At 63.2% G+C, this 21,209-nt stretch carries 19 protein-coding genes; 9 read left to right on the top strand and 10 right to left on the bottom strand.

Features of this window, described 5'->3' with window-relative positions; all coding sequences use genetic code 11:
• Positions 1 to 26: 26 nt before the first annotated feature.
• Entirely contained in the window at positions 27 to 1,040 is a 1,014-nt protein-coding gene (gene hemB / locus VJR90_03140) for a porphobilinogen synthase (protein ID HKV96471.1), read from the bottom strand.
• A 314-nt stretch (positions 1,041 to 1,354) separates the two neighbouring features.
• Here hemB and VJR90_03135 point away from each other — a divergent pair, with 314 nt between their 5' ends.
• Positions 1,355 to 1,840 carry a cupin domain-containing protein gene (locus VJR90_03135; protein HKV96470.1) on the top strand — a complete coding sequence of 162 codons (486 nt, stop codon included), beginning with the start codon at positions 1,355 to 1,357 and terminating at the stop codon, positions 1,838 to 1,840.
• Positions 1,841 to 1,924: 84 nt separating this feature from the next.
• On the opposite strand, the gene VJR90_03130 is transcribed toward VJR90_03135, so the two are convergent.
• Positions 1,925 to 5,038, bottom strand: a complete 3,114-nt coding sequence (locus VJR90_03130) for a glycoside hydrolase (GenBank protein ID HKV96469.1) — start codon at positions 5,036 to 5,038, stop codon at positions 1,925 to 1,927.
• Positions 5,039 to 5,160: 122 nt separating this feature from the next.
• On the opposite strand from VJR90_03130, the gene VJR90_03125 reads away from it, so the two are divergent.
• From VJR90_03125 to VJR90_03105, 5 genes are all read left to right on the top strand, one after another.
• A complete protein-coding gene (locus tag VJR90_03125; protein ID HKV96468.1) occupies positions 5,161 to 5,673 on the top strand; it encodes a sigma-70 family RNA polymerase sigma factor in 513 nt (170 codons plus the stop codon).
• Entirely contained in the window at positions 5,670 to 6,395 is a 726-nt protein-coding gene (locus VJR90_03120) for a DUF3379 family protein (protein HKV96467.1), read from the top strand. Before VJR90_03125 ends, VJR90_03120 begins: the two co-directional genes overlap by 4 nt.
• A 307-nt stretch (positions 6,396 to 6,702) precedes the next feature.
• Positions 6,703 to 7,176, top strand: coding sequence for a glutathione peroxidase (locus VJR90_03115; GenBank protein ID HKV96466.1), 474 nt, complete (start codon positions 6,703 to 6,705; stop codon positions 7,174 to 7,176).
• Between the two features lie 105 nt (positions 7,177 to 7,281).
• The gene (gene rimO, locus VJR90_03110) at positions 7,282 to 8,625 is read left to right on the top strand and encodes a 30S ribosomal protein S12 methylthiotransferase RimO (protein HKV96465.1); all 1,344 of its coding nucleotides are present in this window, start codon (positions 7,282 to 7,284) and stop codon (positions 8,623 to 8,625) included.
• Positions 8,626 to 8,968: 343 nt separating this feature from the next.
• Positions 8,969 to 9,919, top strand: a complete 951-nt coding sequence (locus VJR90_03105; protein ID HKV96464.1) for an MBL fold metallo-hydrolase — start codon at positions 8,969 to 8,971, stop codon at positions 9,917 to 9,919.
• A 45-nt stretch (positions 9,920 to 9,964) separates the two neighbouring features.
• Here the strand turns inward: VJR90_03105 and VJR90_03100 are convergent, their stop codons facing one another.
• From VJR90_03100 to VJR90_03065, 8 genes are all read right to left on the bottom strand, one after another.
• Complete coding sequence (locus tag VJR90_03100) at positions 9,965 to 10,636, bottom strand: ankyrin repeat domain-containing protein (GenBank protein HKV96463.1); 672 nt, start codon at positions 10,634 to 10,636, stop codon at positions 9,965 to 9,967.
• A 363-nt stretch (positions 10,637 to 10,999) separates the two neighbouring features.
• On the bottom strand, positions 11,000 to 11,413 hold the full coding sequence (locus tag VJR90_03095; protein ID HKV96462.1) for a VOC family protein: 414 nt from the start codon (positions 11,411 to 11,413) through the stop codon (positions 11,000 to 11,002).
• 42 nt (positions 11,414 to 11,455) lie between these two features.
• A complete protein-coding gene (gene hemF, locus VJR90_03090) occupies positions 11,456 to 12,367 on the bottom strand; it encodes an oxygen-dependent coproporphyrinogen oxidase (protein ID HKV96461.1) in 912 nt (303 codons plus the stop codon).
• 7 nt (positions 12,368 to 12,374) lie between these two features.
• Positions 12,375 to 12,935: a Sua5/YciO/YrdC/YwlC family protein gene (locus tag VJR90_03085; protein ID HKV96460.1), complete on the bottom strand. Its 561-nt coding sequence runs from the start codon at positions 12,933 to 12,935 to the stop codon at positions 12,375 to 12,377.
• 6 nt (positions 12,936 to 12,941) lie between these two features.
• The gene (gene topA, locus VJR90_03080) at positions 12,942 to 15,269 is read right to left on the bottom strand and encodes a type I DNA topoisomerase (GenBank protein HKV96459.1); all 2,328 of its coding nucleotides are present in this window, start codon (positions 15,267 to 15,269) and stop codon (positions 12,942 to 12,944) included.
• A gap of 120 nt (positions 15,270 to 15,389) precedes the next feature.
• Complete coding sequence (locus VJR90_03075; GenBank protein ID HKV96458.1) at positions 15,390 to 15,869, bottom strand: DUF494 domain-containing protein; 480 nt, start codon at positions 15,867 to 15,869, stop codon at positions 15,390 to 15,392.
• Positions 15,869 to 16,780: a DNA-processing protein DprA gene (dprA, locus tag VJR90_03070; GenBank protein HKV96457.1), complete on the bottom strand. Its 912-nt coding sequence runs from the start codon at positions 16,778 to 16,780 to the stop codon at positions 15,869 to 15,871. The genes VJR90_03075 and dprA overlap by 1 nt, the downstream gene beginning before the upstream one ends.
• Before the next feature lie 237 nt (positions 16,781 to 17,017).
• Positions 17,018 to 18,190, bottom strand: a complete 1,173-nt coding sequence (locus VJR90_03065) for a LysM domain-containing protein (protein ID HKV96456.1) — start codon at positions 18,188 to 18,190, stop codon at positions 17,018 to 17,020.
• A 203-nt stretch (positions 18,191 to 18,393) separates the two neighbouring features.
• On the opposite strand from VJR90_03065, the gene def reads away from it, so the two are divergent.
• The 3 genes from def to rsmB are packed head-to-tail and all read left to right on the top strand — an operon-like array spanning position 18,394 to position 21,195.
• Entirely contained in the window at positions 18,394 to 18,927 is a 534-nt protein-coding gene (gene def / locus VJR90_03060; GenBank protein HKV96455.1) for a peptide deformylase, read from the top strand.
• Positions 18,928 to 18,961: 34 nt separating this feature from the next.
• Positions 18,962 to 19,894, top strand: coding sequence for a methionyl-tRNA formyltransferase (gene fmt / locus VJR90_03055; GenBank protein ID HKV96454.1), 933 nt, complete (start codon positions 18,962 to 18,964; stop codon positions 19,892 to 19,894).
• Positions 19,894 to 21,195 carry a 16S rRNA (cytosine(967)-C(5))-methyltransferase RsmB gene (rsmB, locus tag VJR90_03050; GenBank protein HKV96453.1) on the top strand — a complete coding sequence of 434 codons (1,302 nt, stop codon included), beginning with the start codon at positions 19,894 to 19,896 and terminating at the stop codon, positions 21,193 to 21,195. The genes fmt and rsmB overlap by 1 nt, the downstream gene beginning before the upstream one ends.
• Positions 21,196 to 21,209: the final 14 nt, after the last annotated feature.

Below are 21,209 nucleotides of genomic sequence, written 5' to 3'. Positions count from 1 at the left end.
TTCCGGCTATGCAACGAAACCCTGTTTTATGGCCTGAGCCAGGCGGCTGCGCGCTTGGCGAAATAGGTGAGAATCGCATCGGCGCCGGCACGCTTGATGGCCAGCAGTGTTTCCATGACCGCGGCACGTTCGTCGAGCCAGCCGTTCTGGATGGCGGCCATGAGCATCGCGTATTCACCACTCACCTGATAGACGAAAGTGGGCGCACCGAATGCGTCCTTCACGCGCCGCACGATGTCGAGATAGGGCAGGCCCGGTTTCACCATCACCATGTCCACACCTTCGGCCAAGTCCAGCGCCACTTCGCGCAGCGCTTCGTCGCTGTTGGCCGGATCCATCTGGTAGGTGTACTTGTTGCTCTTGCCGAGCGCGGCGCCCGAGCCGAGTGCGTCGCGGAACGGGTTGTAGAAACATGAAGCATACTTGGCCGCATACGCGAGGATGCGAGTGTGGATAAAGCCGCGTTTCTCCAGAGCCTCACGGATCGCGCCCACGCGCCCGTCCATCATGTCGGAGGGCGCAACGATGTCGGCACCGGCTTCGGCGTGTGACAGCGCCTGGCGCACCAGTGCCGCGACGCTCTTGTCATTCAGGACATAACCGCTGGCGTCAATCACACCGTCCTGACCGTGGGTGGTGAAGGGGTCGAGCGCCACGTCGGTGATCACGCCGAGCGCGGGGAATTCCTTCTTGAGTGCGCGCACCGCGCGCTGCACCAGGCCCTTGGGATTCCAGGCTTCCGCGGCGTTCAGGGATTTTTTTTCCCTGGGCACCACCGGGAACAGCGCAAGCGCCGGGATGCCGAGCCGCACCAGCTCGGCGGCTTCTTTCAGCAGCACATCAACGCTCAGGCGCTCGATGCCGGGCATGGAGACGACCGGTTCACGCTGAGCCTTGCCCTCGCGCACGAACAGCGGATAAATCAGATCGTCAGTCGAGAGGCGCGTCTCGCGCATCAGGCGGCGGGAGAATTCATCGTGGCGCATGCGCCGCATGCGGGCGGCGGGAAATCTGCCGGGGAAACGGGAAGCAAAATTCAAGCGAGACTCCTTGAATCGGACTGGCAAAAGCGGCAACAGGGTAAGCCAAATCTCCCGACCGGGCCAATAGTACCGTGGAAACCGCAGGCCCGGACCGCGGGACGCCTGATTGGTATCTGGTCCGTTGACAGTGTTGCCGCCCGGGCGTCTAATTCCGTTGCCGCGTGTGAATGCACGCGGTACCGAGGATGAGCCCAGAGTGCAGGGAAGCCGCGGCTCACCGTTTCTTCCCGCAGCTCCCCCAAATCCGTGTTTACACGGCACGCTCTGGTACTTTCCCGGGTCGTCCATCCATCACACATGGAGAATCTTGTATGTGCCGCACATCATTCAAATCGTCATTGCCGCGCCCACTATGGGTGTTACTCGCTGGTCTCTTGCTGGCCGTGCCGCTGCTCGGCCATGCGAGCGGGCCGCTGCAGCCGGAAGAAATCACCTGGGGTCCGGCACCGCCGGTGTTGCCTGCGGGCGTCAAACTGGCGGTGCTCGCCGGTGACCCTGCCGGAACCGGCCCGGTCACCCTGCGCCTGAAGATGCCGGCGGGCTACCGGATTCCGCCGCACTGGCATCCGACGGATGAACGCGTCACGGTCATCTCCGGAACCCTTGCCATCGGCATGGGAGACAAGCTTGATAGGAAGCACGCCAAGGTACTTAAAGCCGGTGGTTATGCCGTTGCTCCGGCAAACATGCACCATTTTGCCTGGACCAAGACCGGCGCAGTGGTGCAGGTGGACCTCATGGGACCGTTCCAGATTACCTACGTGAATCCGGCGGATGATCCCAGCAAGAAACAATAACTCTCGCGGTTTTGTCAGACTTGTGTGCAATCCCGGTGGAGTAATCCACCGGGATTTTTTTGCGGGTCAATGCAGGATTGGTGCTCAGCTTCCGATGCCCAAAGGCGTCTGGCTCTTGAGTGTGGCCCAGCGCGTCATCAAGGTTTTCAGCTCGGCGCTGGTCTTGTCGAGCGCCTGCACATCGGCGGCGGTCGGTGCCCGGTCGGCGGCCTGCATGCTACCCATGAGGATTTGCAGCTGCAGGCCGACGCTTACCAGATTCGGCGGGCCGCGGTAGCCGAAGAAGAACGCGAACGGCGAGAGCGGCGGCCCGGTGAGCGTTTCCAGTTGCTTGCTGAAGGCGGTCAGCGCCGCCGATGCACCGTGTTGCTTTTCCCGCGCAGCAACCTGCTGTTGCAGACCATGGATCTGTCCCAGCGCTTCAACGGCGGCGACGCTTCCCTGGTATGCGCTTAGCGAAAGATCGAACTGCTGCTCGAGCGCCGCAGTTGGCGTTTTCACGCGCGGGTCCATGCGTACGCTGAGCGCCTGCGTATAAGTCCGGCCGTCCACCGTGAGCTTCACGCTGTAATGGCCGGGCATGATCCAGGGCGAACTGGGCGCGAGCGGCGTGTTGTGCATCACCGCCTGGTTGTCGTCCAGGCGCGGCATGGCGCCGGGCAGGGGCGGGTAGTGCATGTCCCAGATGAAGCGGTGCATGCCGGCTTCAGTGGACAGGTTCATCGGCGGGCGCGGCCACCAGTCGGGCACATCGAGTTTCGCCGGATCCAGCGGCTTTTGCGGCTCGGCGCTGGAGAAATGGCGCACCAGACTGCCGTGACTATCGTAAACGTCGAGCGTGACCGGTGCGCTCGCATTGTTTGCGAGGTAATAGTCAATGATGGCCCCGGGCGGAGGATTCGGCAGCGAGGGCATGCGCCAGGGCGTCGGCGGATTCATGTCCCAGCGCACGCGCACGGCGGTTTCGGGCTTGAACAGTGTCGCCGGGGCTTGCGCGACTTGCGCGTCGATCTGGCGCAGCGGCGTGATGTCGTCGAGCACGTAATAACCGCGTCCATGTGTCGCGGCGATCAAATCATCGTCGTAGATTTTCAAGTCGCGCACCGAGATCGCCGGCATGTTGAGCCGCAGCGATTGCCAGTGATCGCCGTCGTCGAAGGACACCCAGGTCTGGGTCTCGGTGCCGGCGAACAACAGGCCCTTCCTCACCGGGTCCTCACGGATCACGTTGGTGGCGGCATCGTCGGCGATGCCGTTGTCAATCTCGGTCCAGGTCTTGCCGCCATCCTCGGTGCGCAACAGGTGCGGTTGCATCTGATCGAGCCACATGGTGTTGACCGCGGCGTAGGCCACGTTCGGATTGAAGTGGCTGGCCTCCATGGAAAACACCCGCCACCAGGGTTTGAGTTGCGGCGGCGTGACATTGTCCCAGTGCGTGCCGCCGTCGTGCGTCACCCAGATCAAGCCGTCGTCGGTGCCCGCCCAGATCAGATTGACGTTGAGCGGCGAGGGCGCGAGTGCGTACACCACGCCGCGGTCGGTCGGCTGGGCTGCTTTGCTGTCGCGGTATTGGCCGACGCTGGCCGGGATTTCCCAGGTCTTGCGCGTCAGGTCCGGGCTGATGGACTTCCAATGCTGGCCGCCGTCGTCGGTTTGCCACACCGTGTTGGACGTGAAATACAGCCGATGCGGGTCAAGCGGCGAGAACATCAGCGGCATGGTGCGCACTGTCCGGTAATCGGGTGCGTTCAATGCCTTCGGACCCACGTCGGCAATCTGCCCGGTGTCGCGGTTGTAAAGCGTCACGCCGCTGCGGGCGGCGCCGTAAATCAGATTGGGATACAGCGGGTCGGCAGCGGCACTGCCGTATTCCTCGATGCCCACCGGGTGCCAGTCGTGCGCGGTCAGCTCGCCGTCGTTGCCGCGCACCGGCACGCAGGCCGAGCCGCTGTCCTGTTGCCCGCCGCACACTTGGTACGGCCAGGTGGGATCGATGCCCGCTTTGTACATCGCGGCGGTCGGCTGGTTGTACCAGGAACTCCAGGTCTTGCCGCCGTTCACCGTGACGATGGTGCCCTGGTCGCTCGCGACTTCCATGATGTCGGGGTTGTAGGGATTGATCCAGGTCTGCTGGTAATCGTCGCCGCCCGGCGCGCCGCGGAAGCCGAACCAGGTCTTGCCGCCGTCGGTGGACTTCCACAACACCGGCGTGTTGCTGTACACGATGTCCGGATTCTTCGGGTCAATCGCCAGTGGCGGCAGGTCGCCGCCGCCAATGCGTTCTGCGGGACGTGGATCGTCGGTGATCTTGTGCCAGCTCGCGCCGGCATCGTTTGAGCGGTAAAGGCCCACCTGGCCGTCGGGTGCGCCCGGGCCACTTGATACCGAGGTATAGATGATATTCGGGGCGCTCGGCGCGATCGCCAACAGCGCTTGCTGTACCTGCGGCAAATCCTTGCTGAGCTTCGACCAGGTGTTGCCGCCATCGGTCGACTTGAAGATGCCTCCATCCGTTCCCCCGAACTGTCCGTTCTCCCACGGCGCTTGCTGCTGCTGCCACAGCGTGGCGTACACGATGTCGGGGTTGGCCGGATCAATCAGTACCTGGTCGCCGCTGGTGTAGGCGTTGACGTACAGCACGTTCTTCCAGGTCTTGCCTCCGTCCAGCGAGCGGAAAATCCCGCGCTCCGGGTTCGGCCCGTAAACATGCCCGAGCGCCGCCGCAAACACGCGCTCAGGGTTGTGCGCGTCCACCGCAATCCAGGCAATGTCCTGGGTATCCTTGAGGCCGATGTAGTTCCAGGTCTGGCCGGCATCGGTGGACTTGTACATCCCCATGCCGGTCGCCTGATCGGGCCGGATGTTGCTCTCGCCGGTGCCCACGTAAATCACGTTCGGATCGGAAACCGAAACGGCGAGCGCTCCGATCGAACCCGTGGGCTCGTGGTCGAAGATCGGATGCCAACTGTTGCCGTAGTCGGTGGACTTCCACACGCCGCCGTTGTCGGCGCCGAAATAAAACACGTTGGGCTGGCTCGGCACGCCGGAAACCGCACGCGTGCGCCCGCCGCGCAACGGGCCGATGGGGCGCCATTGCATGCCGGCGAACAGGGCGGGGGAATACGGCTGGGCGGAAGCGGCTACGGCTGCAAGGGCGAGGCCCAGGGCAACAAGCAATGACAGCGGGGCACGGCGCATGGCGGTGGTCCTCATGCCGGGGCGGGATTGGGGTGGGGAGAGGCAATTATACTGATTGGTGGCTGGTTCGTCGGGTTTCCGGCAGCCGGTAATAAATTCGTCAGTAGGCGGGTCTTTTGCCCATGGCAGTCCGTCAGCACCGCTTCGAGATTCTGGCCAAGGCCCTGGTGCCGGGGCTTTACCGCTACGCCTGGTGGCTGTGCCGCGATCGCGCGCTTGCGGACGACCTGGTACAGGAAACCTTGTTGCGCGCCTGGCGATCGCTGGACCAGTTGCGCGACGAGGCGGCTGCGCGCCAGTGGCTGATCACGATCCTGCGGCGCGAATTTGCCCGCGAGCTGTCGCATCGCAAAAACACGCTGGACATCCACGATCTGCCACTGCCGGACCCCGGCGCGCGCGTCGGCGGCAGCGACACCGATGCTGAGGACGTGCGCCGCGCCATGCACAAGCTGGATGCGGCATACCGCGAGCCCTTGGTGTTGCAGGTGCTGATGGGTTGCAGCACCCAGGAGATTGCCGAGACCCTGCAACTGACACAGGCGGCGGTATTGACGCGGCTGTTCCGCGCGCGCAATCAATTACGCGAACTGCTGGGCGGTAACAGTGCCCAGTGGTTGGAGGGTACAGTATGAACACCCACATTACCTGTCTGGATGTGCGCCGCGCTCTCGGCGCCGAACCGCAGCGCCGCGATGCGTGGATTCTTGAGCATTGCAAAGTGTGTGCGCAGTGTGCCGCGTTCCTCAAGGAAATGTTGACGCTGGATCAGCGTTTGGAGCGCGCGCTGAACATCGAGGTGCCCAAGGATCTGGAAGCGCGCATCGTGTTCCGCGCCGAGTTCCGGCCCGTGGAACGCCGCCGCGCCTATCCATGGCTCGCGGCTGCGGCCTCCGTGGTGCTGGCGGTGATAGTCGGCGTGGGCGTGTGGCAATACCGGCAGAATTCTCCGGCGATGCTCGGCCAAGCGCTGGTGGCGCACGTGATGAATCCCAAGGAATCCTTCGCGCTCGACCCCAACCGGCCGGCCATCCGCGACGTGAGTTTCGTGACCGGAGTGCTGAATCAGGCGGGTATCCGCATGCACGGCAGCATGGATGACATTTCCTACGCGCGCGCCTGTCCGTTTCGTGGCGAGATGATGGCGCATCTGGTGGTGCGCGGTCCGGACGGTCCGGTGACGGTGCTGCTCTTGCCGCACGTCCACGTGGACCGGCCGACGCATTTCAACGAGCAGGGTTTCGAGGGCGTGATCCTGCCGCACGACCAGGGCAGCATTGCCATCATCGCCAACAACCCCACGCCCATGATGCCGATCGCCCACGAATTCATGAAAATGGTGGCCTGGAGCATCTGAGCGGTATGATGCGCGGCGCATGAACGCCGCTCGCTATGCGCTCGAATCCCTGAACTTTCTCGACTGGTGGTTGTTGGCCATCGTGCTGGGGATCGTGGATGTTTTCCTGCTGCGCGGCTGGCTGCTGATGCCCGCGGTGGCCGCCGGTCTCGTGGGCATCGCGCTGATGTTGTTCCCGCAGATCGCCTGGCCGTGGCAGCTCGGCGGTTTTGTTGTGTTGGCGGTCATTGGCATTGTCATGCGCATTACACACGGCGCAAAATCCCTGTCCTCTGAACCAGGCAGCATTTCACCGGAGGAGCCCGTCATGTCGAGTTTCCATGATTTTACGGTGCGCACCATTGCCGGCCAGGACCAGTCCCTGAAAGACTACAAGGGCCGGGCGGTGCTGGTGGTGAACGTGGCGAGCGAATGCGGCCTGACGCCGCAATACGCAGGGCTGGAAAAACTGCAGCGCGAATTCGGCCACGGCAATTTCAGCGTGCTCGGCCTGCCTTGCAACCAGTTCGGCGCGCAGGAGCCGGGCACCGAGGCCGAGATCCAGCAGTTCTGCAGCACCCGCTACCAGGTGACGTTTCCGCTCACCAGCAAGATCGAGGTCAACGGGTCGGGTGCGCATCCCCTGTACAAATGGCTGAAAGCGCAAACCGGCGGCACCGACATCCAGTGGAATTTCGAGAAATTCCTCGTGGGCAAGGACGGCAGGATCATTAAACGCTATGCGCCCAAGACCGCGCCGGACGATCCGCAGTTGCGCACAGACTTGCAGGCCGCATTGTGAACGGTCCCGGCCGCTACGCCTCAATCCCTGGGGCGCGCCCACAACGCTTGTTGTCACCGCCGGGTGCACGTAGCATACGCAGCCCGTCTCGGCCCAGCATTCCGCATGTCAGCCACCGCATCTCCTGATGTCCGCAGCGCCTCGCGCATCGGGTTCGTGAGCCTCGGCTGCCCCAAGGCGCTGGTGGATTCCGAGCGCATCCTTACCCAGTTGCGCGTCGAGGGTTACCAAATCGTGGGCGGCTACCGCGAAGCCGACCTCGTGGTGGTCAACACTTGTGGATTCATCGAGGCCGCACAGCAGGAATCGCTCGACGCCATCGGCGAGGCGCTGGCCGAGAACGGCAAGGTCATCGTCACCGGCTGTCTCGGCAAACGCGAGGCGTTGATTCGCGAACGCCATCCGGAAGTGCTCGCCATCACCGGACCTCATGACTACGAATCGGTGATGCGCGCGGTGCACAAACAGCTCGCACCACCCGCTCGCAATCCCTATGTGGACTTGATCCCCGCGAGTGGCATCAAGTTGACGCCGCGGCATTACGCTTATCTGAAAATCTCCGAAGGCTGCAACCACAAGTGCAGCTTCTGCATCATCCCCAAGCTGCGTGGTCCGCTCGTGAGCCGCCCGATCGGCGAGGTGCTGCGCGAAGCCGAAGCGCTGGTGCGCGACGGCGTGAAGGAATTGTTGGTGGTGGCACAGGATACCTCGGCCTACGGCGTGGATATGCATTACGCCGGCAGCGCATGGCACGGCCATGAATACCGCACGCACATGACGGATCTTTGCCACGCTCTCGGGCAACTGGGCGTATGGGTGCGGCTGCATTACGTCTATCCCTACCCGCACGTGAGCGAGGTAATTCCGCTCATGGCCAAGGGCAAAGTGCTGCCGTATCTGGACATTCCCTTGCAGCACGCCAATCCGAGGATTCTCAAGGCCATGCGTCGGCCGGCGGCGAGCGCCAAAGCGCTGGAACGCATCCGTGAGTGGCGTACGATCTGTCCGGATCTCACTGTGCGTTCCACCTTCATCGTCGGATTTCCCGGCGAAACCGAACCGGAGTTCGAGGAACTGCTGACTTTCATAAAGGAAGCCGAGTTGGATCGTGTCGGTTGTTTCGCCTATTCACCCGTGGAAACTGCTGACGCCAATACGCTGCCGGATCACGTACCAGCCGAAGTTTCCGAAGAACGCCGCCGTTTATTCATGGAGACCCAGGCGCAGATCAGCGCGCAACGCCTGCGTCGTTTTCTCGGCCGCGAACTCCAGGTGCTGGTGGACAATGTGACGGACGGCACGGCAGTGGCGCGCAGCTTCGCCGACGCTCCCGAAATTGACGGCGTGGTGCGCATTGCGCACGCCGGCAAGCTGAAGCAGGGCCAGTTCGCGCGCGTGCGCGTCACCGGCAGCGGGCACCACGACCTGGATGCGATTCCCGCCGCCTGATGTTGCCCGCGGTAAAATCTATCGCATCTTGGCCCAGAGTAATTGACATGGTTAGCAGTGGTGTTAAATCCCCCGGCGCGCGGAGCGCGCTCCCCCCTTTTGCAAAGGGGGGCGAGGAGCGAAGCTCCGAGCGGGCAGCCATGGGCACAGTGCGACGCGCTGTGCAGGAGACCATGGATGGTCTCCCTGGACCTGTACACGGCGCAGGATGGCAGAGTGTGCAGGGCTGCCTTGGACTATCGGACGAAGCGGGATTGCGAAGTACGATAGAGGGGGGGTTTCGGGTGCTGGTTGTCGTACCTTGCATCGCATTTTATCAGAGGCATTTAGCGAACCCGCCGTGATGACTCCCGATATCCTGGACTTGCCCCACGGTATCAGCGCCATTGATACCGACTACGTGCGCCCGCAGCTGGACGCGAGCCACCTGGTCGTGCGCGGCGGACGGGCAGCGTTCGTGGATGTGGGCGTGAACCATTCGGTGCCGCTGCTGCTGGCCGCACTCAAGCGGAAAAATCTCGACGTGGGCGACGTGGATTGGGTGTTTCTCACGCACGTGCACCTGGATCATGCCGGCGGCGCAGGCGAGCTGCTGAAACACCTGCCGAACGCCACGGTGCTGGTGCATCCGCGCGGGGCGGCGCATCTTTCCGCGCCGGAAAAACTCGTGGCCGGGACCATACAGGTTTACGGCGCGGAAAAGTTCACTGCGCTATACGGTGATATCGTTGCGGTTCCCAAGGAACGCATTCAGCTGGTCGAAGACGACAGCCGCGTGCGGCTGAACGGCAGTGAATTCGTGTGCATCCACACGCCCGGCCATGCGCTGCACCATTACTGCATCGTGGACCAAGACAGCCGCAGCGTGTTCACCGGCGACAGTTTCGGCATTTCCTACCGCATCTTCGATACCGACCGGGGCCCGTTCATATTCCCGGCCACCACGCCCACGCATTTCGATCCCGAGCAGGCGCACGCCTCACTGGACCGTATCCTGTCGTTCGAGCCGGTAGATGTGTTCCTCACCCATTACAGCCGAATCACGGGGCTGCCGCGCCTGGCGGCCGACATGCACGCCAGCCTGGTTGCCTACGTGCAGCTGGCGCACTCCTGCGCCGAGAAGGGCGACCAGCGCATCGCCTGCATGCGCAACCGCATGCACGCCTTGCTGGTGAAACGCGTGCGCGAACACGGCTGCACGCTGGATCAGGCCACGGTGGATTCCTGGCTCGCCATGGACGTGGATCTCAATGCCAAGGGCTTGGCCGTATGGCTGGATAGGGTAAGAGGTTAGTATTCTTTTGTGTTACAGCTCATCAGTAATACCGAGAGAACAGATTCAATCCGAGCTTTTATCTTTTGTTTTATGTGTGGGGAATAAATACTCATATACCAGAGCGCCATTCACGTCATCGCCACCATCTCGCTTTGTAATGATGGTCTTTATTTTTCTTATTTCTCCCTGGGTAGCTTTGTAGCCATTCTGAAGTAGAGCAGCTGCTGTTTGATAGTGGCGTTCCGCGAATGCGGCCACCATTAAGGTAGCGTGCTGATTATTTGGACGATAGTTGATATTGGCGCCATGTGTAACGAGGAATGCAAGCTCATCTGTACAGCCATAAACCACGGCTTCGAATAATGCTGTTGTGCCATTTTCATTCAGTGCGTTTGCTGAAATCCCGTTGCCAATCAGGATTCTTGTGATATCGATTCTTCCCATTGATGCGGCCGCCGACAAGGCGTTGCCACCGTGTTGAAGCACTAGTGTGTGATTCTTTAATAATTTATAAATCAAATCCTTATATCCAAATATCACCGCATTGGTTAGGGCATCATCGGGAAGCGCTGAATTCCCTTTCAGTATTTTTGTTTCGGTAATATGGAGGGGATTGCCCCGAACGATTTGCCACACAGTGTTTTCACCCGTGGTGCTGCATCTATCGAGTTCATTGCTGCTTGCGTGCGCGACGGGTAGTAATGCAAACAACAATAGGAATGCCCAGCTTTTCATCTTGTCGTACCTGGTCAAGTAATCCCTAATCTAGCCAAGCGGGATTAAGCCATACTTGGAACGTTCGCATCAAATAAGGGTACTCCACATTATTTACCCCCTTCGACGCCGCCGAGCACTGGAGCGAGTGAGGGTCAGGCCGCGCAGCGGGCGAAGCCAGGTATGGCGAGCCTTCGCAGCGGTGCAGGGATGCACCGTCTGCGAAGCCCCGAACGAGTGAAGCGCGCAGGGAACCGCGCAGCGGCGGCGTCCGGGGGCGTGTTTCTTTGGTGACTTTCTTTGCACGTCCAAAGAAAGTCACCCGCCGCGCGGGCGCGGAAGCCCGCTGTCTTGATACGGTCGCGGCCATAGGCCGCACTGGTATTATTCCCGCGCGAAAACTTGCGCAGTATCGCGGAACGCCTTGAGTTCCAGCGCATTTCCGCTCGGATCCTTGAAGAACATCGTGGCCTGTTCGCCCACCTTTCCCTGGAAGCGGATGCCGGGTTCGATGATGAATTGCACGTTGGCGGCTTTGAGTTTGTCTGCCAGCGCCTGCCATTGATTCCATTCCAGAATCACACCGAAATGCCGCACCGGCACGTCCTCGCCGTCCACCGGATTGGTGGCGGCCGCGTGTTCGGCCGGCGCCAGATGCGCGACGATCTGGTGGCCGAAGAAATTGAAATCAATCCAGCGCTCGGACTCGCGTCCGGTGGGGCAGCCGAGCAAGCCGGTGTAGAAGCGCCGCGCTTCTTCCAGATCGCGCACCGGAAACGCTAGGTGAAACAACGGAATGGTTCTTAACGCCTTACTCCTCACACCTCACCCCTCACTTTCTCAAGCCCAATCTTTGGGCTTGAGAAATTTATCGTGCAGTTCCGCCTCCGGTGAACCGGGCTCCGGTTTCCAATCGTGCTCCCAGCGTACTTCCGGCGGCAGCGACATGAGGATGGATTCGGCGCGGCCGCCGGATTGCAGACCAAAGAGCGTGCCGCGGTCATACACCAGGTTGAATTCCACATAGCGGCCGCGGCGGTACAACTGAAAGTTGCGCTCGCGGTCGCCGTATTTCAATGCGCGCCGCTTTTCGACGATGGGCACATAGGCCGGGAGAAAATGATCGCCCACGCTTTGCAGGAACGCGAAGCATTGATCGAACTCCCACGCGTTGAGGTCGTCGAAGAACAGACCGCCGATGCCGCGCGCCTCGTTGCGGTGCTTGATGAAAAAATACTCGTCGCACCATTGCTTGTAGCGCGGGTACACATCCGCTCCGAACGGTGCGCACGCCGCCTGGGCGGTCGCATGCCAGTGCCGCGCGTCCTCTTCAAAGCCGTAATATGGCGTGAGGTCGAAGCCGCCGCCAAACCACCAGACCGGCGGTTCACCTGCCTGGGTGGCCGCGATAAAGCGCACATTCATGTGCGTGGTCGGCACGTAGGGGTTCCAGGGATGCAGCACCAGTGATACGCCCAGCGCCTCCCAGGCGCGACCCGCGAGTTCGGGCCGCTGCGCGGTGGCGGAAGGCGGCAGAGTCGTACCGCGTACGCTCGAAAAATTGATGCCGGCCTGCTCGAACAGCGCGCCGGCCTTGAGCACGCGGCTTTCACCACCGCCGTCCTCGGCACGGGTCCAGCGGTCGCAGGTGAATTTCTCCTTGCCGTCGAGCGCTTCCAGGGCCAGGGTGATCTTGTCCTGCAAACTGCACAGCCAGGTTTCCACCGCTGCAACATCGATTTCTTGAGTCATGCGATCCTTATGCGGCGCGCAGAATCTTGCCGGTACGCGCGTCGCGGATTTCAGTGGGGTTTTTCAGTGCGCCCACCGTGCCCGGCACCACGTAATCCACTTTGTCACCCAGCAGGCGGCGCACGGTGGGCGGCGAACGCAGCGGCGCATGGCCGCTCAGGTTCGCACTCGTGGATACCAGTGCGAGGGCGGTAGCTTCGCAGAGCGCACGTGCCACCGGATGGGCGGTGACGCGTACCGCGAGCGTGTCGCGTCCGCCGCTCAGCCATTCGGGTACGCCCTTGCTCGCGGGCACCACCCAGGTGACGGGGCCGGGCCAGGTCTTGAGTACTTCGGCGCGCATCGCGGCGTCCAATTGCATGAACGGTTCGAGCTGGGCGATATCGGCGGCGATCAGGATAAAACCTTTTGCGGGAGCGCGCTGCTTGATGGCGAAAATCCGCGCCACGGCCCGGGCATTGAGCGGATCACAGCCGAGACCGAAAACCGCTTCGGTGGGATAGGCGATGACGCCGCCGCCCCAGATCACATCGCGTGCGCGCTTCAATGGCCACCGCAGCGCGCCCATGCTGCATCAAGAAATCGCGGCCGCCGCTGCGGGTTCCACCGCTGGGGCCAGCTCCGGCGCCGGCTCCGCAAAACCGCATTCCTTGCGCGGGCAGACGCGTTCGGTGCCTTTGCGTTTCGTGGTCTTCACGGTGAGGATCGGCCAGGCGCAGCGCGGGCAGGGCTGGGCAATGGGCGGGTTCCACACCGCGTACTTGCAGTCCGGATAGCGCGCGCACGAATAGAAAATCTTGCCGTAGCGCGATTTACGTTTCAGGAACGTGCCCTGATGGCACTCGGGGCACTCGACGCCGGTATCCTGGGGTTTTTCCAGCGGTTCCACGTATTTGCACTTGGGATAACTCGAGCAGCCGATGAACTTGCCGTAGCGCCCGCGGCGGATGATCAGATCCGAGCCGCACTGCGGACACTGCCGGCCTTCGATTTTTTCCGGCTGCGCGGCCTGCTCGGCGGTCTCGTCGAGGTTGCGGGTGTAATCGCAGTCCGGGTAGCCGGTGCAACCGATGAAGCGCCCGCGCCGTCCCAGGCGGATGGAGAGCGGCTTGCCGCACTTCGGGCATTTCTCATCGAGCTTCTCCGTGGTCACGTCCTTGCGTGACACGTTTTCTTCCTTGTGGTCCACGAGTTGCTTGAACGGGCCCCAGAATTCGCGCATCACCGGCACCCATTCCTTCTCGCCGCGCGACACCGCGTCCAGTTCGTCTTCGAGCTTGGCGGTGAAGTCGTAATCCACGTACTGGGTGAAATGCTCGGTGAGGAACTTGGCCACCACCTTGCCCACATCGGTGGGCTTGAAGCGCTTCTTGTCCATCTCCACGTATTCGCGCTGTTGCAGCGTGGAAATGATGGTGGCGTAGGTCGAGGGCCGGCCGATGCCGTACTCTTCGAGCGCTTTCACCAGGCTGGCCTCGGTGTAACGCGGCGGCGGCTCGGTGAAGTGCTGTTCGCACAGGATGCCCTGCAGCACGACGCTGTCGCCCTCGGCCAGCGGCGGCAGGCGCATCTCGCTGTCCTCGTCGGCGCCATTGTCGTCGCGGTCTTCCTGATACACGGCGATGAATCCCGGCACTACCAGCGTCGAGCCGGTGGCGCGGAACGTGCTCTGGGCACCCGCATCCATGTCCGCGGTCACGGTGTCGAACACCGCCTGTTCCATCTGGCAGGCGATGGTGCGTTTCCAGATGAGCTCGTAAAGCTTGCGTTCCTCGTCGGTGAGCTTGCCGTGGACGGTTTCGGGCGCACGCGCGGCCGAAGTCGGGCGGATGGCCTCGTGGGCTTCCTGGGCATTCTTGGATTTGGTCTTGTACACGCTCGGTTCGGACGGCAAGTGATCCGGGCCGAAGCGACTGGCGATGACTTCGCGGATTTCCGCCACGGCTTCGGCCGCGAGATTCACCGAATCGGTGCGCATGTAGGAAATCAGGCCCACCGGGCCTTCGCCGCTGAGGTCAATGCCTTCGTAGAGTTTCTGCGCGACGCGCATGGTGCGCTGCGCGCCGAAGCCGAGCTTGCGCGAGGCCTCCTGCTGCAGGGTGGAGGTGGTGAACGGCGGCGACGGATTGCGTCTGCGCTGTTTCTTCGCCACCGAGATCACGCGCAGTGCGCCCTGCGCGGATAGTCCCAAGGCCTGTTCCGCGGCGTGCGCCGAGGTTTCGTCGCGGAAGCTGAATTGCTCGACTTTGCTGCCGGCGTACTGGTACAGCCGGGCGCTGAAGGCCTGGCCGTCTTTTTCGGCGTTGGCGGCCAGCGTCCAGTATTCCTCGCTCTTGAATTTGTCGATTTCCGCCTCGCGCTCCACGATCAGGCGCAGCGCCGGCGATTGCACCCGGCCCGCGGATAGGCCGCGGCGGATTTTTTTCCACAGCAGCGGCGAGAGGTTGAAGCCCACAAGGTAATCGAGCGCGCGCCGCGCCTGCTGGGCGTTCACCAGCTCGGTGGACAGCTCGCGCGGATGCGCCACCGCCTCGTTGACGGCGCGCTGGGTGATTTCGTGGAACACCACGCGGTGCACGTCCTTGTCCTTGAGCGCGCCCTTGTCCTTGAGCATCTCGTAGAGGTGCCAGGAAATCGCTTCGCCCTCGCGGTCCGGGTCGGTGGCGAGGTACAGCGCGTCGGCCTTCTTCAGTTCCTTGGCGATTTCCGCCACGTGCTTGGCATTGCGCTCGATGGGCGCGTACTTCATGGCGAATCCGTTGGCGGTGTCCACCGCGCCTTCCTTGGGCACCAGATCGCGCACGTGGCCGTAGGAGGCCAGCACCTCGAAACCCTTGCCGAGGTATTTCTTGATGGTTTTGGCTTTCGCGGGAGATTCGACGATGACCAGGTTTTCACTCATATCTATACACAAATACTACAAACGCCGGTATCACGGCAAGTCCGGGCACCCGGCTGCCGCGGTGCCTGGCAACAAAAACCGCCGCAGTGCGGCTGCGGCGGTGCGAAAACAAACCGGAATTTAATGCATCACGCCGATGGAATCGTCGAACACCAGGTCTTCCATGCGCGCGTAGGCATTCTCCTGTCCGGGGTGGTTGAACAGCACCATGAGCGCGATCCATTTCACCTGTTCCAGGTCAATTTCGTCGCCGTCCAGCGCCATGATGCGGTCAATGACCACTTCGCGCTGCGCGGCTTCGAGGATGCCGATGTTTTCGAGGTACTGCAGGAATCCGCGGCATTCCATGCCCAGACGCTCGATTTCCACCGGCGCATACACGCGGAACGCGTCCGGTCGGTTGAAGCGGGTTTCGGCGTCCGGTGGATTGCTCGCCAGGTTTTCCAGCCAGTCGAAGGCCTTGTTGATTTCGGCTTTGGGGAAGCCCGCCTGTTCCAGTTCCACCGTCAGTGATTCACGATCGGTGCCGCTGTCCTCGTCGTCCTCATCCAGGTAGTTCTCGAACAGGTACATGAGTACGTCAAGCACGTTTTCTTTCATCATGACGCAGGCCTCTTGTTTACCCGGGAATAATGGCCACCCGGCGCGGCTTCCACCTGGCCCTGAAGCTCGAGCATCAGCAGCATGGAGGAAACCACATCGGGCGTCAATCCAGTGCGCTCGACCAAAGCGTCGACGGAGGTGGGGGCGTAGTCGAGCGAATTCAACAGCAAGCGGTATTCGGGATCTTCGGCTGCGGTGGCTGCGAGCGTTTCAGTCGGCGCTGATTCTGCGACGGCCGCTTCAAGTTTCAGCAGCGGCGCAAGCTCTTCAAGAATGTCGCCCGCGGATTCCACCAGCTTCGCGCCTTCGCGGATCAGTCGGTGGCAGCCGCGTGCCAGCGGGTTGTGAATCGAACCGGGAATTGCAAACACCTCGCGGCCCTGTTCGCTGGCGAGGCGTGCGGTGATCAGCGAGCCGCTCGACTGGTTGGCCTCCACCACCAGCGTGCCGACGCACAGGCCGCTGATGAGGCGATTGCGACGCGGAAAATTGTGCGGCAGCGGCGGCGTGCCGGGTGCGTATTCGCTCACGATCAAACCCTGGGCGGCGATTTGCTCGGCGAGCTCGCGGTGCGCAGGCGGATACACCTTGTCCAGGCCCGTGCCCCAAACCGCGAGCGTTTTGCCGCCGGCTTTGAGTGTGCCGCGGTGACTGGCGCTGTCAATGCCGAGCGCCATGCCGGAGGTGATGGTGAGGCCGCAACGCGCCAGGTAAGCAGCAAATTCCTCGGCGTTGCGCCGGCCCTCGCCACTTGGATTGCGGCTGCCGACGATGGCGAGCTGCGGGCTGTCGAGCAACGCGACGTCGCCGCGCAGGAACAGCGCGATCGGTGGATCGGCGATTTGCCTGAGCAACGCCGGGTAAGCGGGATCGGTGCAGGGCAGCAGTGCGGCACCGGCGGTTTGCAGCCAGCGCTGGTCTTTTTCGACGGCATTCCAGTCCGGGGACTCGAGCCAGTGGAGAGTATCCGCGCCCAGCCCCAGACCGGTGAAGTCGCGTTTGCGCGCGGCGAAAATTCCACCCGGCGTGCCGCAGCGTGCCAGCAGCGCCGAAAATCCCGCCGGTCCCAGGCCCGGAGCGCGGACCAGGGCCAGCCAGAAAGTCGCTTCCTGTGCGTCTATGTCCTGTGTCCCCCGTTTGCCGGATCAGGGAGTCGGGGTCTTGACCACGTCCAACAGGTGGATCTCGCTCTTGGCTTCCATCACCAGGCCGTAACTCACGGTCGGGAACGTGCGGAACACCAGCAGCGTGCCTTCGCGTTCCTCAGGCAGTTTGACCGAGCCGCTCAGGCCGTCGAAGGAATACGGGTCGCTGACCTTCTTGCCGCGGCTGTAGATGCCGAGCACCGTGCCCTGATCGAGGCCCGCGTTGCTGCCGCGGTCCAGTACCACGACTTCGTACTGGCCGATTTCCTGCACGCCGCCGAGCACGGCGATGATGCTGCCGTTCACGGATTTGGCGGGCGGGTGCGGCATGAAATCCTGGCTGATCTGTTCGGTTGTGACCGGCAGGAACCGGTCGCCGGGCATGGCTTCCTGGACCGTGGTCGTGAGCAGGACTTTGGTCGGATCGCCCCAGCGCTCCACCGTGCCGTCGCCGATGTAGGTGGCCTGATAGCCCAGTGTGTCACCGTTGTCGGGGTCCACGTATTTCTCGCCCAGCCGGTAAATGCTGTAGCGTCCGCCTTCCGATTGCTTCAGCCCGCGTGCGTAGACCGAGTTGCCCGCGGCGATCAGCGGCCGTCCGTCCAGCGCCTGCAGCAGATAACCGGAGTCGTCGAGTTCATGCTTGCTCACCACGCGCGTACCACTGAGGAACGGGCGGATTGAATTGAGCGGCACCGCCGGAATCGCACGGTTGAGCTCGGTGTAGCGTACCTGCGGTTGCAGGGTTTCCACCGGCAGCGAGGTGGCAGCGGGCGCCGGAGTGGCCTCGGTCACCACCTGGCCCTTGCGCATCACCGTAAGGCTCGGACGGCCGTTGACGGAACCGAGCAGCAGTGTGTCGCCGGGATAGATAAGGTGCGGGTTCTTGATGGTCGGGTTCGCGTACCAGATGTCGGGCCAGCGCCAGGGATCCTGAAGGTACATGGAGGCGATGCCCCACAGGGTGTCGCCCTTCTTGACCACATAAGTACGCGGTGCCTGCGGCTGCATCGCCGGAGGGGGCGCGGGCGCCGCAGGTTGCGCCTGAACGGGCGCGGGTGCGGGCGGCGGAGCCGCAACCGGCGCCGGCTTTTGCGGAGCGTGGGCGCACGCGGTCAGAAGCGCCGCGAGGCACAGGACGGTGAAACACCGGGTCGCGCTATAATTTCTCATCGGACTTCACTCCACGGCTCGCCGGACTGCCGCTCCGGATTCCAGGCCCTTGCCGCTCCCGCGTCGGGCCTCCCTGGAGGCGGATGTACCGGGTAACTTTTTAATAGCATCATAACTTTAGCAGCATTTTATACAAAAGTGCATGAGGATTAGCCCCGTCCCCCTTGAATACCGGGGCCTCCCGGCTCCATACAGATGACGCCATGGCCAAGCTCACCATACTGCATTTCCCCGACCCGAGGTTGCGCACCCGGGCCCAGCCGGTCCCGGCCGTCAGCGCCGACATCCAGCGGCTGGCGGCGGACATGCTCGAGACCATGTATGCCGCCCCGGGCATCGGGCTGGCCGCCACCCAGGTGGGCGTGGACCAGCGGCTGATCGTGGTGGACGTGTCCGAGAAAGGCAACGAGCCGCGGGTGTTCATCAATCCCGAAATCCTGGCACGCGCCGGAACCGAGACCATGCAGGAAGGCTGCCTGTCAGTACCCGGGGTCTTCGAGGAGGTTGAGCGCGCGGCCAGCGTGCGGGTGCGTGCCCTGGACGGCAGCGGCCAGGCACTGGAATTCGACGCCGACGGCCTGTTGGCGGTGTGCATTCAGCACGAAATCGATCACCTCAACGGCAAGCTGTTCGTGGATTACCTGTCGGAACTCAAACGCAAGCGCATCCGCAAGAAACTGGAAAAAGAGCAGCACGCAGCGCGCAGCGCAGAGCGCGGCGCGGCGCCGGCCATCTGATTTTTCATTCACGGCGGTCTCAGGTTCGCTGCACATGACGACGTCCCTTCGCATTGCGTTTGCCGGCACGCCGGATTTCGCGCTGCCGGCGCTGGACGCGCTGGCGGCCGCCGGACATGCAATCGTGGGCGTGTGGACGCAGCCCGACAGACCGGCGGGGCGCGGCCGCAAGCTCACGGCCTCGGCGGTGAAACAACGCGCGCTTGACTTGCATCTGCCGGTGCACCAGCCGGACTCACTCAAGAGTGCCGAAGCCCAAACGCAGATAAAAATTGCCGCGCCACAGGTGATAGTGGTTGTGGCCTACGGTTTGCTCCTGCCGCAGGCGGTGCTGGCCATCCCGGAATTCGGCTGCGTCAACATTCACGCTTCGCTGCTGCCGCGCTGGCGTGGTGCGGCACCCATGCAGCGTGCGCTGCTCGCGGGCGACGCCGAGACCGGCGTGAGCATCATGCGCATGCAGGTCGGGCTGGATACCGGTCCGGTGTATGCCGCACGCACCACGCCCATCAACGCGCAAGACACCTCCGGCACCTTGCACGATCGTCTGGCACAACTCGGCGCGCAATTATTGCTGCAAGTTCTGGCGCAACTTCCCGCGCTCGATCCTGTGCCGCAGGACGATGCGCGCGCTACGTATGCCGCCAAGCTCACGCGCGCGGAAGCGCACCTCGACTGGGCGCGGCCGGCAGCGGAACTCGCGCGTGCGGTGCGCGCCTTCAATCCCTGGCCCATGGCCTGGACGCTGCACCAGGGAGAGCCGCTGCGCATATTGAAAGCTGATGCGCTCGGCACTAGCGCCATTCGGCCGGCCGGCACGGTGCTGGCTGCAAATCGCGACGGCATCGACGTGGCGACCGGCATGGGCGTGCTGCGTATCACTGAGTTGCAGCCCGCAGGCGGGCGTGGCATGCGCGCGGCGGATTTCAACCGCGCGCGGGCGCTCGCCGGTCTGCGCTTCGATTGATGCGCCGGGAATCGCCGCGCGCGCTCGCCGCCCGGGTGCTCGCGACCGTGTGGCAGGGCGCGCGCCTGGACGAGGCTCTGCGTCAAGCCGTGCGCCCGGATTATCCGGCGCGCGACGCGGCGCTGGTGCGCGAATTGTGCTACGGCACGCTGCGCTTCGAACCGCGTCTGGAGTTCTGGTTGACGGGATTGCTGGCGCGCCCGCTCGATGCTCGTGAGCCCGAGCTGCACGCGCTGCTGCTGCTCGGCCTGTACCAGCTCAGCGAAATGCGCGTGCCGCCGCACGCCGCGATCGCTGAAACCGTCGAAGCCTGCCGGCACTTGTCCAAGCCGTGGGCGGTGCAGTTGGCCAACGCCGTGCTGCGGCGCTTCCAGCGCGAGCAGGTACGACTCATGACGGACCTGCCGCAACACGAGGTTGCGTATTACGCGCATCCGCGCTGGCTGCTGGAGCGCATCCGCCAGGACTGGCCCGACCACTGGCGGGAAATTCTCGCGGCCGGCAATCAGCGTCCGCCGCTCACCCTGCGTGTCAACCGCCTGCGGTGTACGCGCGCGGCGCTGCTCGCGGAACTCGCGGCAGCGGGCATCGCCGCACAGGCATGTGGATTTTCCGCCGACGGCGTGACTGCCCTGGAACCGTTCGACGTGCGTACCCAGCCGGGTTTTGCTGCCGGTCATTTTTCGGTACAGGATGAAGCCGCACAACTGGCCGCCGAATTGCTCGAAGTGAGCGTCGGCCTGCGCGTGCTGGATGCCTGCGCCGCGCCCGGCGGCAAGACCTGCCATCTCCTGGAGCGCTGTCCGCAGGCGCAGGTGCTGGCGCTCGACAACGACGTGCAGCGCGTGCAGAAGATTCACCAGAATCTGCAGCGCCTGGGGCTGAGCGCGCAGGTCGAAGTAGCGGATGCGACGCGCCCGGATACCTGGTGGGATGGCCGGCCGTTCGAGCGCATTCTGCTGGATGCCCCGTGCAGCGCCACGGGCGTAATTCGTCGCCATCCCGACATCAAGGCGCGGCGCCGTCCTGAAGAGGTGAGCGCTTTGGTCGCGGTGCAGACGCGTATGCTGGCTGCGCTCTGGCCGCTGCTGGCCGGCGGCGGTAAGCTGCTGTACGCCACGTGCTCGCTGCTGGTCGAGGAGAACGCGGCGCAGGTGAACAACTTTCTGGCGGCCCATGCCGATGCGCGGGCGCTGCCGCTTGCCGCGCACTGGGGTGTGCCGTTGCCTCCCGGGCGGCAGATTCTCTCCGGCGAGTCGGGTATGGATGGATTTTATTATGCGTGCCTGCACAAAGCCTGACGGATTGGCATCGG

This window comes from Gammaproteobacteria bacterium (genome assembly GCA_035279405.1).
GTDB lineage: Bacteria > Pseudomonadota > Gammaproteobacteria > Natronospirales > REEB76 > REEB76.
The sequence above is the reverse complement of the archived record's forward strand: the minus strand, read 5'-3'. Positions and strand labels throughout refer to the sequence as shown.